The following is a 15,663-nucleotide window of genomic DNA, read 5'->3' as shown; positions in this document are numbered from 1 at the left end:
CCCACCGCGGCTATGGGCTACCACCGCTGCCTCGAACGATACCGAACATCTCCGCACACAATGCTCGATACCGATCGCCGTTCCCACCCAGAGCGGCTTCGGCCTGCGCCAACAGGCGGGCGAAGTCGGCCTCGGAACCGGAAGCGACGGTCTCGCTCACCGTCTGCGTCGCTCGGTGCAGCGCAGCCCTGGCGTCGGCGGCGTGCGGATTGCCCGCCTGGACATCCCAGTAGACCTCGGGTTCGCCGCCGGTGATGCGAGCGAGCACGGACAGCATCGTCGCGTGTGGGGGAGGCGCAACGGCGTCGATGTCGACGAACGGAAGGTCCAGTTCGGCCAGAGCCAGGCCGAACGCCAGGACACTGGCGTGCGTCAGCGCCTGCGTCGCCGCGGCGAGGCGATCATGGCGTGCCGCGTCGAGGTGGACCACTCGGCCGCCCCACCGCGTGATGCTGTCGAGGAAGGCATCCACCGGCGGGCCGGGTCGGTGCACGACGGCGGCGACGGGGCGCCCGGCCATTCCGAGGGACGGGGCGAACATGGGATTGATTCCCACCGCGGCACCGATCGGACGTGCGTCCTGCACATGGCGGGAGAAGCCGGACTTCACCGACAGGGTTTCCACCAGCAGGGTGTCGGGCTGTAGAGCAGACAGGTCCGCCGCCAGCGCCACGGATTCGGGCACCGCCAGAATGACCGTCGCCGCATGTGCCAGCACCGCTGCGAGCTGTTGGTCGGGCGTAGTGATGTCACCGACCGTGACGGGAAAGGCGTCGGCACCGTCGTTGATATCGACGACGGTGACCGAGACGCCGTCACCGCGCAGCAGGTCGACCATCAGACGGCCGACCGCTCCCGAACCTCCGACCACCACTACCGAGTCATCGGACTCCGACCGCGTCACCGAGTTCATCGGTCGAGTATGTCAACGGGACGCCGCGGAGACCCAGATGGTGATGTCCGCGTGCACCACCTCGATGCCCGCGGTGTCTCGAATCGCGACGGGCACGACGATGTCGATGCCATCGGTGATCGTCCCGAAGTCGGGGACCTCGTCGAGTTCTGCGACCGCGCGCAGCGATGTGGTGGCCTTCGTCAGGTACCGAACTGTCATGGACTTGGGGATCCATCGATGGGAAGTGGGGACGGTCGCCTCGGCGAGCATGCCCATGGCGACCTCGGCGAGGTTGCAGGCGGCGATGGCGTGGAAGGTGCCCAGGTGGTTCCGAATGCCGAACCACTTGGGCGCGGTGACCTCGCAGCGTCCCGGCTCGAGCGCGACGACGCGGGGCAGCACGGATGCGAAGTACGGAACCCGTAGGCACATGCCGACAGAGAAGAGGGTGGAGCCGACAGTATTGTTCGGTAGCTTCGACCAGGCTCGATAGGTTGCGCCGGTGGTGTTCTGGACAGTGGTCATGGCGCTACCTTACTGCTCGGTAAGGTAGCGCGGTGGCAATCGATCGGGCCCGAGTTGATCTACTGCCCGGTCTGCGGCATACTGGTCGGGTTGCCTGGACACGGGACGCGCATGCGTGCGGCCTGAAACAGGTGAGTCGGCCGAAAGGCCGACTGAGCAAGAACATGAGACCAGCGCTCCACGTGAGCGCGTCCGGAGCACCAGCTCGATCGGTGCGGGTTTCGTTCGATTCGGATGGTTGAGGCGAAAGTTTCAGCGTAGAAGAATGAGCGGAATCGCGATACGCCCGACCGCGTGGACCGGAGAACCATGACAGATGAAGAGCGGCAACGGAATCAGGCCACGCCTGGTCGTCAACGTTTTTCACTGTCGTGTGTGCACGAAGGCAGTTCGGGTCGATGGGTTTCCCACGGCTCGGGGACTGTGCAGACGAGGTGGAGCAGGCCGAACGGCCCGTTCTACGACCAAGCGGCAAGAAAAGGACACTAAGCGTGGCGGGACAAAAGATCCGCATCAGGCTCAAGGCCTACGACCATGAGGCGATCGACGCGTCAGCGCGCAAGATCGTCGAAACGGTCACCCGTACGGGTGCCCGCGTCGTCGGACCGGTGCCGTTGCCGACAGAAAAGAACGTGTACTGCGTCATCCGTTCGCCGCACAAGTACAAGGACTCGCGCGAACACTTCGAGATGCGTACTCACAAGCGGCTCATTGACATCCTCGACCCGACACCGAAGACGGTGGACGCGCTCATGCGCATCGACCTCCCGGCCAGTGTCGACGTCAACATCCAGTGAGCGCGGAGACAACGATGACTGATAACAAGAACCGGCCTGCGACAGGAATTCTGGGCACCAAGCTCGGAATGACCCAGGTCTTCGACGAGAACAACCGCGTCGTTCCGGTGACCGTGATCAAGGCAGGCCCCAACGTGGTCACCCAGATCCGCACCCAGGAACGTGACGGCTACAGCGCCGTCCAGGTCGCATTCGGTGCGATCGACCCGCGCAAGGTGAACAAGCCCACCACCGGCCAGTTCGAGAAGGCAGGTGTCACGCCGCGTCGCCACATCGTGGAGATTCGCGTAGCCGACGCCTCGCAGTTCGAGGTCGGCCAGGAGCTCACCGCTGCAGTGTTCGAGGACGGCGCATACGTCGACGTCACCGGCACCAGCAAGGGCAAGGGCTTCGCCGGAACCATGAAGCGTCACGGCTTCAAGGGTCAGGGCGCGAGCCACGGCGCACAGGCCGTGCACCGTCGTCCCGGCTCCATCGGTGGTTGCGCAACACCCGGTCGCGTCTTCAAGGGAATGCGCATGTCCGGACGTATGGGTGGCGACCGCGTCACGACGCAGAACCTCTCGGTCCACAAGGTGGACAGCGAGAACGGTCTGCTGCTGATCAAGGGAGCGATCCCGGGCCGTCGCGGCAACGTCGTGATCGTCAAGTCTGCATTGAAGGGTGGTGCACGGGCATGACCAGCCTCGAGAAGAACACCGAGACCAAGCTGACGCTCGATGTCAAGGAAGCCGGCGGCAAGACCAACGGCACCGTCGATCTCCCCGCGGAGATCTTCGACGCTCCGGCCAACATCGCGCTGCTGCACCAGGTCGTCATCGCACAGCTGGCAGCTGCTCGTCAGGGAACCCACTCCACGAAGACTCGTGGCGAGGTTCGCGGCGGTGGCAAGAAGCCGTACCGGCAGAAGGGCACCGGCCGCGCTCGTCAGGGCTCGACCCGCGCTCCTCAGTTCGTCGGCGGTGGCACGGTCCACGGACCCCAGCCGCGCGACTACAGCCAGCGGACCCCCAAGAAGATGAAGGCCGCCGCATTGCGCGGAGCCCTCTCCGATCGGGCCCGCAGCGAGCGTCTGCACGTCATCACCGAACTGGTTGCCGGACAGGTTCCGTCCACCAAGGGTGCGAAGACGTTCCTCGCCGAGATCTCGGACCGCAAGAAGGTCCTGCTCGTCGTCGGCCGCGAGGACATCGCAGCCTGGAAGAGCGTTCAGAACCTGGACGGCGTGCACCCCATTGCACCCGACCAGCTCAACACCTACGACGTGCTCAACGCCGATGATGTCGTTTTCAGCGTGGAAGCGCTGAACACCTTCATCGCTGGGCCTGCAAAGAACGAGGAGGCAAGCAAGTGACCACGATCGCCGATCCCCGCGACATCTTGCTGGCACCGGTCATCTCCGAGAAGTCCTACGGACTGATCGAAGAAGGCACCTACACGTTCCTGGTGCACCCGGACTCGAACAAGACGCAGATCAAGATTGCCGTCGAGAAGATCTTCGACGTCACCGTGACCAGCGTCAACACGATGAACCGTCAGGGCAAGCGTAAGCGGACCCGGTTCGGTTACGGCAAGCGCAAGGACACCAAGCGCGCGCTCGTAACGCTCTCCGCCGACAGCAAGCCCATCGAGATCTTCGGAGGTCCGGTCGCGTAAGCGACTGGGACTCTTCGGATATAGAGGACGAGAAGACTCATGGCAATCCGTAAATACAAGCCGACAACCCCGGGCCGTCGTGGCTCCAGCGTTTCCGATTTCGCTGAGATCACGCGTTCGACCCCCGAGAAGTCGCTGATCCGCCCGCTGCACGGTCGCGGTGGACGTAACGCACACGGTCGTATCACCACCCGGCACAAGGGTGGCGGTCACAAGCGTGCGTACCGTCTCATCGATTTCCGTCGCAACGACAAGGACGGCGTGCCGGCCAAGGTCGCTCACATCGAGTACGACCCCAACCGCACCGCGAACATCGCACTGCTGCACTTCGCAGACGGCGAGAAGCGCTACATCGTCGCACCCAAGGGCATCGCCCAGGGCTCGCCGATCGAGCAGGGTGCCAACGCCGACATCAAGCCCGGCAACAATCTGCCCCTGCGCAACATCCCGACGGGTACGACCATCCACGCGGTCGAACTCCGCCCGGGTGGTGGCGCGAAGATGGCTCGCTCCGCCGGAGCAAGCATTCAGCTCCTCGGTAAGGAAGGCCCCTACGCCACGCTGCGTATGCCGTCCGGTGAAATCCGTCGCGTCGACGTGCGCTGCCGCGCAACCGTCGGCGAGGTCGGCAACGCCGAGCAGTCGAACATCAACTGGGGCAAGGCCGGCCGCATGCGCTGGAAGGGCAAGCGCCCGACCGTTCGTGGTGTCGTGATGAACCCGGTCGACCACCCGCACGGTGGCGGCGAGGGCAAGACCTCCGGTGGACGCCACCCGGTCAGCCCCTGGGGACAGCCGGAAGGCCGTACCCGCAAGAACAAGGCGAGCGACAAGCTGATTGTCCGTCGTCGTCGTACCGGCAAGAACAAGCGCTAGGAGGGAGTTCAGAATGCCACGCAGCCTGAAGAAAGGCCCGTTCGTAGACGATCACCTCCTCGCGAAGGTTGACGTCCAGAACGACAAGGGAACCAAGCAGGTCATCAAGACCTGGTCCCGTCGATCGACAATCCTGCCCGACTTCATCGGTCACACTTTCGCCGTCCACGACGGTCGCAAGCACGTACCGGTGTTCGTGTCCGACTCCATGGTCGGCCACAAGCTCGGGGAGTTCGCACCGACCCGCACGTTCAAGGGTCACATCAAGGACGACCGGAAGGCGAAGAGGCGATGACCAACTTCACCCCCACCGCCAATCCGACTGCCAAGGCCGTAGCGAAGCACGTTCGCGTCACGCCGATGAAGGCACGTCGCGTCGTGGATCTCGTTCGTGGGCGCTCCGTCGAGGACGCCCTGAACATCCTCAAGTTCGCGCCGCAGGCAGCGAGCGAGCCGGTCGCCAAGGTGATCGCCTCCGCAGCGGCCAACGCCGAGAACAACCTGGATCTCGATCCCAGCACGCTGATCGTCGCCACTGCATTCGTCGACGAGGGTGCAACCCTCAAGCGATTCCAGCCGCGCGCTCAGGGCCGGGCATTCCGGATCCGCAAGCGCACCAGCCACATCACGGTGATCGTCGAAAGCCTGCCCAAGACCGGCGGAACGTCTCGCAACCGTCGTAAGGGCCAGGCGTCCAAGGAAGGGGCTCAGTAGTGGGTCAGAAAATCAACCCGCACGGCTTCCGCTTGGGTATCACCACTGACTGGAAGTCGCGCTGGTACGCAGACAAGCAGTACTCGGAGTACGTCAAGGAAGACGTCGAGATCCGCAAGCTTCTTGCCACCGGCATGGAGCGCGCAGGCATCGCGAAGGTCGAGATCGAGCGCACCCGTGACCGAGTTCGCGTGGACATCCACACGGCACGTCCGGGCATCGTCATCGGTCGTCGTGGCGCCGAGGCCGACCGCATCCGCGGAGCTCTCGAGAAGCTGACCGGCAAGCAGGTTCAGCTCAACATCCTCGAGGTCAAGAACGCCGAGTCCGAGGCTCAGCTCGTGGCCCAGGGTGTTGCCGAGCAGCTCAGCAACCGCGTCGCATTCCGTCGCGCAATGCGTAAGGCCATCCAGTCGGCCATGCGTCAGCCGAACGTCAAGGGCATTCGTGTTCAGTGCTCCGGCCGTCTCGGTGGCGCCGAAATGTCTCGCTCGGAGTTCTACCGCGAGGGACGCGTTCCCCTGCACACGCTCCGTGCCGACATCGACTACGGGCTGTACGAGGCCAAGACCACCTTCGGCCGCATCGGCGTGAAGGTCTGGATCTACAAGGGCGACATCGTCGGCGGACGGCGTGAACTCGCTGCCGCTGCGGCTCCGGCCGCCGGTGCAGACCGTCCCCGTCGTGAGCGTCCCACTCGTCCGCGTCGCAGCGGTGCCTCGGGCACCACAGCGACCAGCACCGAGGCCGGCCGCGCGGCATCCGCAACCGAGGCTCCGGCCTCGACCGAGCCCACTCAGGAGGGCTGACGCATGTTGATCCCCCGCCGGGTCAAGCACCGCAAGCAGCACCACCCGAAGCGTTCGGGTGCCGCCAAGGGCGGAACTCAGGTGACATTCGGTGACTACGGCATCCAGGCTCTCGAGCCCGCCTACATCACCAACCGTCAGATCGAGTCCGCACGTATCGCGATCACTCGCCACATCAAGCGTGGCGGCAAGGTCTGGATCAACATCTTCCCGGACCGCCCGCTCACCAAGAAGCCTGCCGAGACCCGCATGGGTTCCGGTAAGGGTTCGCCCGAGTGGTGGATCGCGAACGTCAAGCCGGGTCGCGTGCTCTTCGAGCTGTCGTACCCCGACGAGACCATCGCGCGTGAGGCACTGACTCGCGCCATCCACAAGCTGCCCATCAAGGCACGCATCATCACCAGGGAGGAGCAGTTCTGATGGCTACCGGAACCCCAGCCGCAGAGCTCCGCGAGCTCACCGGTGAAGAGCTGGTCACCAAGCTGCGTGAGTCGAAGGAAGAGCTGTTCAACCTTCGTTTCCAGATGGCTACCGGCCAGTTGGACAACAACCGTCGACTGCGCGTGGTGCGCCACGAGATCGCGCGTATCTACACGGTGCTCCGCGAACGTGAGCTCGGCTTGGCCTCTGGTCCTTCCGAGGACACAGCAGGTGACGCAGCATGAGCGAGGAAAAGACTGTGACTGAAGAGCGCAACAACCGTAAGGTTCGGATCGGCTACGTCGTATCCGACAAGATGGAGAAGACGATCGTGGTCGAGCTCGAGGACAGGGTCAAGCACCCCCTCTACAGCAAGATCATCCGTCGCACCACCAAGGTCAAGGCACATGACGAGAAGGGCGACGCCGGCGTAGGCGATCGCGTTCAGCTCATGGAGACCCGCCCGCTGTCCGCCACGAAGCACTGGCGACTGGTCGAGGTTCTCGAAAAGGCCAAGTAGTACCTGCACACAAATGCCCGCTCCCCTCCTGGGAGCGGGCATTTCTGTGTTTCGGCTGCGCGACCTATCGGCCCAACAATCCGCCGAGCGCCCCGCCGACACCGGCCTGCTCACCGCTGCCGCTGCCACCGATCATTCCGCCCGGTAGTTGCTCCGACGGCTGAACCACGACGAATCCCTGACCTGCGAACTCGAGGGTGAATCGCTCACCGGTCGTGCGACCGATCAGCGTGCCGAGACCGAACGAATCGTTCTTCTTGACTCTCGTCTGTAGGGACGACGACCACGCGACCGCAGCCTGCGGATCGGCGAAGGTGGGCTGGTCGACGTTCAGCACCACCGGAATCCCATCGGTGGTGATGGCGATCCGTCCGCGCCCGGTGAACACACAGTTGAAGAAGCCCGCGTTGCCGCCTGCCGCGGCACCCTGCACACGCTTGACGTCGTAGCTCAGCGTCGACTCGAAAGCCAGCACGTTGGCGCCGTTGATGGTCAGACCGTCGGACCCGTCCAGGTCGATCAGATGAACGTCCTGAGCTGCGTTGGCGAGAAAGAGGTCGCCCTGGCCCGTGACCTTCATCAGCGGGACACCCTCGCCCGAGAGTGCCTGCTTGAGCGCCCGGCCGATACCACCGGACCCCTTCGCCTCGAACTGCAGATTGCCCTGATACGCGACCATCGAACCGGCCCGAGCCATGATCTCGCCGTTCATCCCGATTCGGCACATCTTGCTGCCCTGCTTCTGGATACCCGAACCGGGAACCTCGGCGTGGGCGGGCGCGAACAGTTCACTTCTCATGGCAAGAACTCCTTGGTGGACAGATGAATCGACGGGTGGCGCGATGGCGTCCGCTGACGGCTGGTTCGGAGTGTCGGGCGTAGGTTCGTCGTGCTCGACACTGATACCGAACGCCGTGGCCAATCCCGCCAGGCCATCGGCGTATCCCTGGCCGACGGCGCGGATCTTCCACTGCTCGCCGCGCCGGTAGAACTCCAGGCACACCAGCGCGCTCTCGTCGCCGAGTGCATCGGCAGTGAATCCGACCGATGCTGTGTCCGACGCATCGGACACCGTCACCGTCGTGGGGCCTGCAGCCGCGAACGTTGAGGGTCCCGTTCCGTCGAGGGACGCCGCCACGACCACGGTATCGACGCCGGCGGGGACGGCGGTGGCATCGAACATCAGCAGGTGCCCGGTCGATGTCCGGCGATACTCGACGCCTGGGGCGGAGGGCTGGTTGTAGAACACCAGGTCCGCGTCCGAACGCACCCGGCCGTCCGGCCCCAGCAGCAGCGCGGAGACGTCGACCGACGTCGACGCCGCGAGAGTCACCGTCAGGGGACCGGCCGGAACGGGGCAGTTCTCCCCGCGAGCGAGGGTTTTCATCGAATCCAGTGTGCCACTGTCATGGCGTCAGGACTGCCGCGCCAGCTCGATGACTTCTTCTTCGGTCGGCGGACTCTTCGGATGGTAGGACAGGCACAGGGGAGTGGCGGTGCGTCGGAATTCTGCGCCCTCCACCGCCGCGTAGAACTGACCGGCAGGCAGGCGTCCGACGTCGGGAACCGAGCCACCCTTCACCCGCGCCATCTCCTTGGCTGCGTCGACCTGCGATGGACTGTTGAGCAGGCCGTAGAACTGAGTGGACGCATTGCCCGCGATGCGGTTGTGCAGGCCCTTCGGAGATTGCGTGGCGAACACCAGTCCCAGTCCGTACTTTCGCGCCTGCGACGCCAGGGCCAGGGTGCTGTGGGTTGCCGCAGTGCTCCGGTCGGAGGGTGCGAAATTCTGCGCCTCGTCCATGACGAACAAACCTCCGAGTGGCCGGTCGCCCGCCGGGTTCTTCTTGATCCAGGCGAACAGCCCCATCTGGAGTTGATTGACGAAGCTCTGCTTCTGCTCGTCGGTGGTCAGCCCCGCGAGGTTGATCACCGATACCCGGGCTTTCTTGCCCTCGGCCGGTGTCAGTAGGACAGCAGGGTCGACCGGCGTGCCCGCTCCTGCGAACATCGGATCGTTCGCGGCGGCGGCCTTGAGATTCTCGGCCAGTCCGGCAGCGATGCGCACCGCATCGCGCATCTCGCTCGCGTCCTCGGGGAATTCTTCCAACAGGTCGATGAAGTCCGACAGATCCCCGCCCCGCGAACGGCGACCGAACTGGTCGAGGGCCGACTTCAGCACTGCCCGACCATGTTTGGCCTTCTGTGACGTGCCGAGGACACCCGCGGCCGGCTCGAGCGAGGCCAAGGCGGACTCGACCGAGGCCTCGAACTCGTCGGCGTCGCCCACGACACTGGCGAAGTCGGGTAGCGGCTGGAAGCTGAGCGGCCGACCGGCGGACTTGCGCGGCGTCCACACCACCACGTCGGTGTCGCGCAGGTATGCCGCTGCCTTGGCCTCGTCGCCCGGTGGCCATGTCCTCTCGTCCTCGGGCCATGCGGTGCCGAGCCGAGCCAGGTCGTTGTTGACGTCCAGCACGATCGCCGAAACACCCTGCAGGGCGCACTCTTCCACCAGTCGGCGGATCAGAACCGTCTTGCCCGAGCCGGATCCCGCGAAGATCGCCGTGTGCTTGCGCAGCGCTTCGAGTGGAATGGCGACATCCGCACCGGTGCTCAGTTCGGCACCGACCACGATCGACGGCCGCCGCGACACCGCGGGCTGCGCGGCAACGCTGGGTGTCTCGGGTTCGATGAGCGCGGTGTCGTCGTCGACGACACTCACAGCGGGCAGCACCGCCCCGAAGAGTTCGACATCGTGTGCCGGCTTGCGTGCGAGCAACCAGGATGTGAGCGCGGGGGAGTTCTCGGCCAACAGGATCGACAACGCGGCCAGGGACCTGCGGTCCTCGTCGCCGAGGGGCACCACGATGCCCCCGGCTCGGCGCAGGGCCGCGATCGTCTGCTCGGTCTTCGCGCCGTTGGGCCACGGGTCGTTCCTGATCAGGATCAGCCGTCGCCTCGGCATGTCGATGCGCAGGCCCGCCGTCGTCACTGCCCGCTCGACCCGGGCCAACGCGGCGCGAGCGTTGCCGGACGTGACCGCACGGAAGCACCAGTGCTCCTCGTCGTCGGTATCGGTGTCGACGGTGTGACGCAGGCGGGCGTGCAGCGCCGGCTTTCCGCTCGGCGGTGGGTCCTGAGCCAGACTGTCGTCGGACGACTGATGCTCGTGAATCCACGCGGTCAATCCCGCCGACAGCAGGGCGGGAACGATCGAGTCCTCACTGTCGGGTGCCAACGGAACCGACACGTCCACCTGTTCGCACAGTCGCTTGTATCGATCGTCGAGCGCGTCGAGTTCGTTGACCCGCGCCGTGGGCAGGTCCGGCGCATCGGTAGGACCGGACCGGTCGGTGAAGCTCTCCAGCTCCGACGCGACGCCGGTGTCGAGGCAATGCCTGATGTGCCGATCGACGGCGATGAGAAGCTGGCGCGGAGTGAAATCCGGGGCCTGCTCGAACGCGTCGGGCGCGACCGGCCACGTGGGGTGCGGCGGGATGAACCCGGCTTCGAGGAAACACGCTGCCAGACGTCGTCCGAGAAGCAGCCGTCCGATGTCCGACGAGGGAATCGGCTTGAGAGACTGGGTGACTCGGAAGCGGTCACGCATCGGCGCGACGCCGCGCGCGGCGATCAGTTCCCAGGCGCTCGACAGTGCGGAGAGCACGGAGGCGGTGCGGGGGAGCGTCTCGCGCAACGACATCAAGCCGTGTGCGAGCTGCTCGACGACCTTGTCTTCCTGCGCATCGGCGAACTCCTGATCCGATCCGGTACGAGACTGCGCCACGAGCGTGTCGATCTGGTCGATCGCGAGAATCGTCGGACCGGTGATGGCAAGCAGACGCGAGATGTTCTCGGCGATGCCCTGATGGCCGAGCTCGGCCCGACGAATGCCCCAGGCCGAGAACTCGTCGGGATCGACATCGTCGATCGACTGCAGGTACGCGTCACCCAGATCCTGAACGGCCGAATCGGGGGCGATGGACAGCACGAGCGCGCGCAGCGTGTGCTGTGACGTCCGTCGATGGCGGGGGTGAACCTTGTAGACCGCAGTGACGAAATCGTTCAACGTGTCCGCGTCGATCATGTTCTCGCCCATGATCTTTGCGCGCTGATCCTCGCCGATCTCGCCGATCTCGCACAGGCGTCGGAGCAACAGCCCGAGCTGGCTGTCCGATCCGCGGCCGGACGGACGCATCAGGTCGTCGAGCATCCCCATCAGCGTCGAGCGCCAGAATCCGGCAGCGTCGAGCAACCTGATCAGAAAGAAGTAGCCGCCCTTGAGCTGCACTTCTTCTCGTACCTGGCCGAGCAGATGCGTCTTGCCCGAACCGGCCGGGCCGCGCACGACGACCCCCAGCGGACTGGCGTCATCGGAGGCGTCCGCGTCGTCGTAGGCATTCATCACCTCGAGGAACACACGTTCGTGCATTCCCGGCACGTGCACGTTCGACTGCGAACGCCACACGTCGTCGGGGGTCGGTGCCCAGCTCAGCCGCACCGATTCGAGAGCTCGGATCTGCTCGTTGTCCGTCATCGTCGACTCAACGCCCATCATGGTTCGATCGAGAGAAGGTGGTTCTGCTGATTTCCGACGACGACGGCCGCGGCGCGTTCCTCGTCGGTCAGCGTCTTCTGATTTTCCTCGGGTATCAACGAGACGTCTGCCGCGCGACGCAGGCGCGCGAGGGCGTCGTCCAAATCGCTTCGAGGTATGTCGCGCAACTCGTTTCGCAGCCTGGAGAGTCGGACGGTGCAGCCGGGTTCGCGTGCGAGCCGGGCATACGCCGTGCGAATCGAGCCTTCGATGTCGACGGTCGTGTCGGTCTTCTCGCTTGCCTTGTTCTCAGGCCGCGGTGAGAAGATCTCGGATGGCCGAGATCCAGACTGGTCCAACCACCGCCGTATGCCTGCAAGAACGGTGAACAGCGCGCGATCGGATCCGTTCGATCCATCGACCGGATCGGTGCCCATGAGATCTGTGCAGTACTTCCAGCCTCGGTCGGTCAACTCGACGCTGAGCTGTCTGTTCGACGCGCCAACCTCAATGAGCCCCATATGCGCGAGTTTCTCGCGAGACGCTTTTCCGAGTTGTGGTCCGAGGCGCGCGAGATCCGGGTTGGAAACGGCTCTCGCCTCTGCCATCAACACGAGTAGTACAGCCGCCTCCGAGTTTGTAAGCCGGTCGCCCATGAGTAGCTCCCTCCGTTGTCCGACAGGCGCTCGAACGTACGCCACCAGCCTGTGGGCCGCCGCCAGCGGACACAATCAACGCCCCCCAAGTTGCGACGTTCGACTCTGCAACCTGTCACCGAAAACCGTACATGGCCCGTATGACGTGTATCCCGCGACGGCCGCGCGTGCCGCCGTCGCGGGACTCAGTCCCTGGGGTTCGTTGGAATCCGCCCAGCCCCGGTCGTAGGCTTGGCCAGGGCGATGACTTCTTCCTCTGTGGGAGGACTCTTGGGGTGGTACGACAGGCACAGCCGTGTCTTGGTTCGAACGAACACCGATTCCTCTACGGCCGTGTAGAACTCACCGGCTGGAAGTTTGCCGATATCAGGAACGGTCCCGCCCTTGACTCGGGCTACCTCTTTGGCGGCTTCGATCTGAACCGGGGCGTTCAGTCGCCCGTAGAACTGCGTCGCGCAGTTACCTGGGATCTTGTTGTTGAGTCCCTTTGGGGCCTGTGTTGCGAACACCATTCCCAGGCCGTACTTCCGCGCCTGCGACACCAGCGCCAGTGTGCTGTGTAGGCAGATCGTGGTGCGGTCGGATGGAGCGAAGTTCTGTGCCTCGTCGAGTACGAAAAGCCCGCCCAGCGGCTTGTCCCCGGCAGGGTTCTTCTTGATCCACGCGAACAGCGCCATTTGAAGCTGGTTGACGAAGTTCTCCTTCTGCGATGCCGTCGTCAATCCCGACATGTTGATTACCGAAACCCGCGCGCGCTTACCGGCGCTCGGTGTCAGCAGCATGCCCGGATCAGCCGATGCGCCCGCACCGCCGAACAGGGGGTCCGTTGTCGTGGACGCTTTGAGATTCTCAGCCAGGTCCGAGGCAATCTTGACCCCGTTCTTGAGCGTGCTCGCATCCTCCGGGAAGTTCTCAAGGAGGTCGATGAAATCATCGAGGGTCCCTTGTGATCGCTGGCCGAAGTCGACCAACGCCTGCCGCAGAACGGCCATCATCTGTCGTCCCTTGGCTGTGCGGCCAATTGCCATTGCCTGAGGTGCAAGTGATGCAAGCGCGCTCTCGACTGCCGAATCGAACTCGTCCGGGTCGTCGATGACATCGGCAAAGTTGGGCAGTGGCTGAAAGCTTAACGGTCGACCCGCATTTCGGCGCGGAGTCCACACGACTACTTCACTCCCGTCGAAATAGTCGCGAGCCTTGGCCTCATCCCCATCGGCCCACGTTCGTTCGCCGGTGGGCCATTCGACCCCCAATCGAGACAGGTCGTTGTTCGGGTCGAGCACGATGGCAGAAACGCCCTTCAATGCGCATTCCTCGAGGAGTCGGCGAATGAGAACCGTTTTGCCCGAGCCCGATCCCGCGAAGATCGCAGTGTGCTTGCGTAGGGTCTCCAATTCGACACTCACCTCTGGGCCGCCACCTGCGGGTGTGCCTAGTGGGATCGCGTCGTCCGGCAGGGTGGGTGTGCGGCTCGGTGCGGTTGTGGATGACTTTTTGGACTCGGCCTTCGCCGGACCCACCGCGTTCGATGGGAAGAGGCCGGGTTCGGTGGTCGGCGGCTGGGTGGCCGTCCGTTCGGCTGGGTTGGATTCGCCGGTCCGGTCCGGGAGCACCTCACGGAACACCGCCACCTGATGAGCAGGTCGCCGCGCCACGAGCCACTGTTGTAGGTTCTCTTCCTTCTCGTCCCTCATGGTCCGCAGGGCGGACAAGGTTCGCAGGTCGGCCTCGCTGAATTGGACAACGAACCCGCCCGCCTCCTCGAACGCACTCACGGTCTTGGCTGTCTTGGGCCCGCCCGGCCACGGCGTGTTGCGCAGAATCACCAGACGACGCTTGGCGGTGCCCTGAGTCAAACCTGCTGCAGTACAGGCTTTTTGAATTCTGTTTTGAACCGAAATGGGATGGGTAGCCGCGATCGCGCGGAAGCCCCAGTGTTCCTGATCGTCGGTGATGTCATCGAGAATCCGTCGGATTCGGCCGTGTAGGGCCGGTTTGCGCCCGGGGTCCGCATCGCGCGTGAACTTGTGCTCGACGACACCCGCCTCGGCAATCCAGGCATCCAGTCCCGCACCGAGAATGGCGGGTACCTCGTCGTCCTCGTCATCTGCATCGAGAGCGGCGAGATCGGCATCGGCCCTGAGCTCGGCAAACCGTGCGTCGAGTTTCGCCAAGTCCGTCTCAACCGGCGGCGTTGTAGTCTCGTCGATTTTGACGGGACTCTTGCCGAGGTCGGAGAGCTCAGTGATGTGGTTGCTGCGCAAGCAGTACTGGATGTGGTCGTTGACAGCTCGCAGAAGTGTTCTGGGGTTGTAGGTGATGACGTCATCGAACGCCTCTGGGGCGATTGGCCACGTTGGATGAGGAGGAGTGAAGCTCGCTTCTGCGTATTGTGCGGCGAATCGTTTCGCGACGATTTCGACGCCGATCTCTCGGGTCGGAATCTGACTCAGGTATTCCTTGACTGGGTAGCGGTCTTTGACGGACTCGACAGTGTTGTCGGCAATGAAGGTCCACGCTGCCGGAAGGCAGGAGACAACTGGAACAGTACTGACCAGGTTTTCACGTAACCCCATGAGCCCGTGGGCAATACTGTCCAGTTGTGTTCCCTGCTCAGGAGTGAACGAGCCGGTTTCGGCGTCGGTCTGCTGACGAGATTGGGCAATTAGAGTGTCGATCTGGTCGATCGCAACAATTGTCGGCGCGCTGAGGGACAGCAGCCAAGAAATGTCCCGGGCAACTTGCTGCGACGTCAGCACCGCATTTGGCAGTCCCCAAAATGTGCGCTGCTGGTGGTCGAGCGCGTCGTTCGATCTGAGGAATGCATCGCCGAGGTCTTGGAGGTCGAAGTCCGCGCTGGCGGCCAGAACCAGGGCCCGCAAGATGTGGCGTGTGTCTTTGATTTTCGGGTACTTGCGACGTAACGAATCGATGAACTGCGTAATCAGCTCGGGCGATACTGTTCGTTCGCCCTGAATTGCTCGGCATTCGACTCGACCGAGGCCGGCCAAGGTGCCGAGATCCCATAGAAGTTTCTCGAGCTGAGTGTCGAAGTTCAGTGTCGGCCTCTCCAGATCCGTCAGAATTCCATGCAGCACCGAATCCCAGAATGCCTTCTCGTCCAACAATTCGATGAGAAAGAAGTATCCGCCACGCTGCTGGACTCGCTCGCGAATCTGACCGAGCATGTGTGTCTTCCCAGAGCCCGCGGCACCTTGGATCACAACGCCGAGGGGCTTCGACACCGGTCGTGTA

Annotated in this window: 17 protein-coding genes; 11 read left to right on the top strand and 6 right to left on the bottom strand. The window is 64.0% G+C overall.

What is annotated here, in order from left to right; genetic code table 11:
* Nucleotides 1–10 precede the first annotated feature (10 nt).
* On the bottom strand, nt 11–913 hold the full coding sequence (locus AB0366_RS20760; protein ID WP_366245592.1) for a prephenate dehydrogenase dimerization domain-containing protein: 903 nt from the start codon (nt 911–913) through the stop codon (nt 11–13).
* A 12-nt stretch (nt 914–925) separates the two neighbouring features.
* Nucleotides 926–1,420 carry a hotdog fold domain-containing protein gene (locus AB0366_RS20755; protein ID WP_121870443.1) on the bottom strand — a complete coding sequence of 165 codons (495 nt, stop codon included), beginning with the start codon at nt 1,418–1,420 and terminating at the stop codon, nt 926–928.
* A gap of 491 nt (nt 1,421–1,911) precedes the next feature.
* Between AB0366_RS20755 and rpsJ the strand changes: the two genes are divergently transcribed.
* Genes rpsJ through rpsQ form a run of 11 tightly spaced genes read left to right on the top strand, consistent with a single transcriptional unit; the run spans nt 1,912 to nt 7,212 of the window.
* A complete protein-coding gene (gene rpsJ, locus AB0366_RS20750; RefSeq protein WP_003938093.1) occupies nt 1,912–2,217 on the top strand; it encodes a 30S ribosomal protein S10 in 306 nt (101 codons plus the stop codon).
* 14 nt (nt 2,218–2,231) lie between these two features.
* Nucleotides 2,232–2,897: a 50S ribosomal protein L3 gene (gene rplC / locus AB0366_RS20745; RefSeq protein ID WP_027496309.1), complete on the top strand. Its 666-nt coding sequence runs from the start codon at nt 2,232–2,234 to the stop codon at nt 2,895–2,897.
* A complete protein-coding gene (rplD, locus tag AB0366_RS20740; protein WP_008718317.1) occupies nt 2,894–3,571 on the top strand; it encodes a 50S ribosomal protein L4 in 678 nt (225 codons plus the stop codon). The genes rplC and rplD overlap by 4 nt, the downstream gene beginning before the upstream one ends.
* Entirely contained in the window at nt 3,568–3,873 is a 306-nt protein-coding gene (rplW, locus tag AB0366_RS20735; protein WP_027496310.1) for a 50S ribosomal protein L23, read from the top strand. Before rplD ends, rplW begins: the two co-directional genes overlap by 4 nt.
* A gap of 39 nt (nt 3,874–3,912) precedes the next feature.
* On the top strand, nt 3,913–4,749 hold the full coding sequence (gene rplB, locus AB0366_RS20730; protein ID WP_008718311.1) for a 50S ribosomal protein L2: 837 nt from the start codon (nt 3,913–3,915) through the stop codon (nt 4,747–4,749).
* Between the two features lie 13 nt (nt 4,750–4,762).
* Entirely contained in the window at nt 4,763–5,044 is a 282-nt protein-coding gene (gene rpsS / locus AB0366_RS20725; protein WP_008718309.1) for a 30S ribosomal protein S19, read from the top strand.
* Nucleotides 5,041–5,463, top strand: coding sequence for a 50S ribosomal protein L22 (gene rplV / locus AB0366_RS20720; protein ID WP_037188319.1), 423 nt, complete (start codon nt 5,041–5,043; stop codon nt 5,461–5,463). Before rpsS ends, rplV begins: the two co-directional genes overlap by 4 nt.
* Complete coding sequence (gene rpsC, locus AB0366_RS20715) at nt 5,463–6,272, top strand: 30S ribosomal protein S3 (RefSeq protein WP_027496312.1); 810 nt, start codon at nt 5,463–5,465, stop codon at nt 6,270–6,272. The genes rplV and rpsC overlap by 1 nt, the downstream gene beginning before the upstream one ends.
* A gap of 3 nt (nt 6,273–6,275) precedes the next feature.
* Nucleotides 6,276–6,692 (top strand): 50S ribosomal protein L16, encoded by a 417-nt coding sequence (rplP, locus tag AB0366_RS20710; RefSeq protein ID WP_027496313.1) that lies wholly within the window; start codon nt 6,276–6,278, stop codon nt 6,690–6,692.
* A complete protein-coding gene (rpmC, locus tag AB0366_RS20705) occupies nt 6,692–6,937 on the top strand; it encodes a 50S ribosomal protein L29 (RefSeq protein WP_032376634.1) in 246 nt (81 codons plus the stop codon). The genes rplP and rpmC overlap by 1 nt, the downstream gene beginning before the upstream one ends.
* The gene (gene rpsQ / locus AB0366_RS20700) at nt 6,934–7,212 is read left to right on the top strand and encodes a 30S ribosomal protein S17 (protein WP_032397542.1); all 279 of its coding nucleotides are present in this window, start codon (nt 6,934–6,936) and stop codon (nt 7,210–7,212) included. The genes rpmC and rpsQ overlap by 4 nt, the downstream gene beginning before the upstream one ends.
* A 64-nt stretch (nt 7,213–7,276) precedes the next feature.
* On the opposite strand, the gene AB0366_RS20695 is transcribed toward rpsQ, so the two are convergent.
* The 4 genes from AB0366_RS20695 to AB0366_RS20680 form a co-directional block, all read right to left on the bottom strand.
* Nucleotides 7,277–8,599 (bottom strand): AIM24 family protein, encoded by a 1,323-nt coding sequence (locus AB0366_RS20695; RefSeq protein WP_366245591.1) that lies wholly within the window; start codon nt 8,597–8,599, stop codon nt 7,277–7,279.
* A gap of 27 nt (nt 8,600–8,626) precedes the next feature.
* Entirely contained in the window at nt 8,627–11,752 is a 3,126-nt protein-coding gene (locus AB0366_RS20690; protein WP_366245589.1) for an ATP-binding protein, read from the bottom strand.
* 17 nt (nt 11,753–11,769) lie between these two features.
* On the bottom strand, nt 11,770–12,273 hold the full coding sequence (locus tag AB0366_RS20685; RefSeq protein ID WP_366245588.1) for a hypothetical protein: 504 nt from the start codon (nt 12,271–12,273) through the stop codon (nt 11,770–11,772).
* Between the two features lie 320 nt (nt 12,274–12,593).
* Nucleotides 12,594–15,596: an ATP-binding protein gene (locus AB0366_RS20680; RefSeq protein WP_366245587.1), complete on the bottom strand. Its 3,003-nt coding sequence runs from the start codon at nt 15,594–15,596 to the stop codon at nt 12,594–12,596.
* Nucleotides 15,597–15,663 lie beyond the last annotated feature (67 nt).

Origin of the sequence: Rhodococcus sp. NPDC076796, assembly GCF_040702765.1 — a bacterium.
Taxonomy (GTDB): domain Bacteria; phylum Actinomycetota; class Actinomycetes; order Mycobacteriales; family Mycobacteriaceae; genus Rhodococcoides.
Note: the sequence above shows the minus strand (reverse complement) of the source record. Positions and strands in the feature narration are given on the sequence as shown.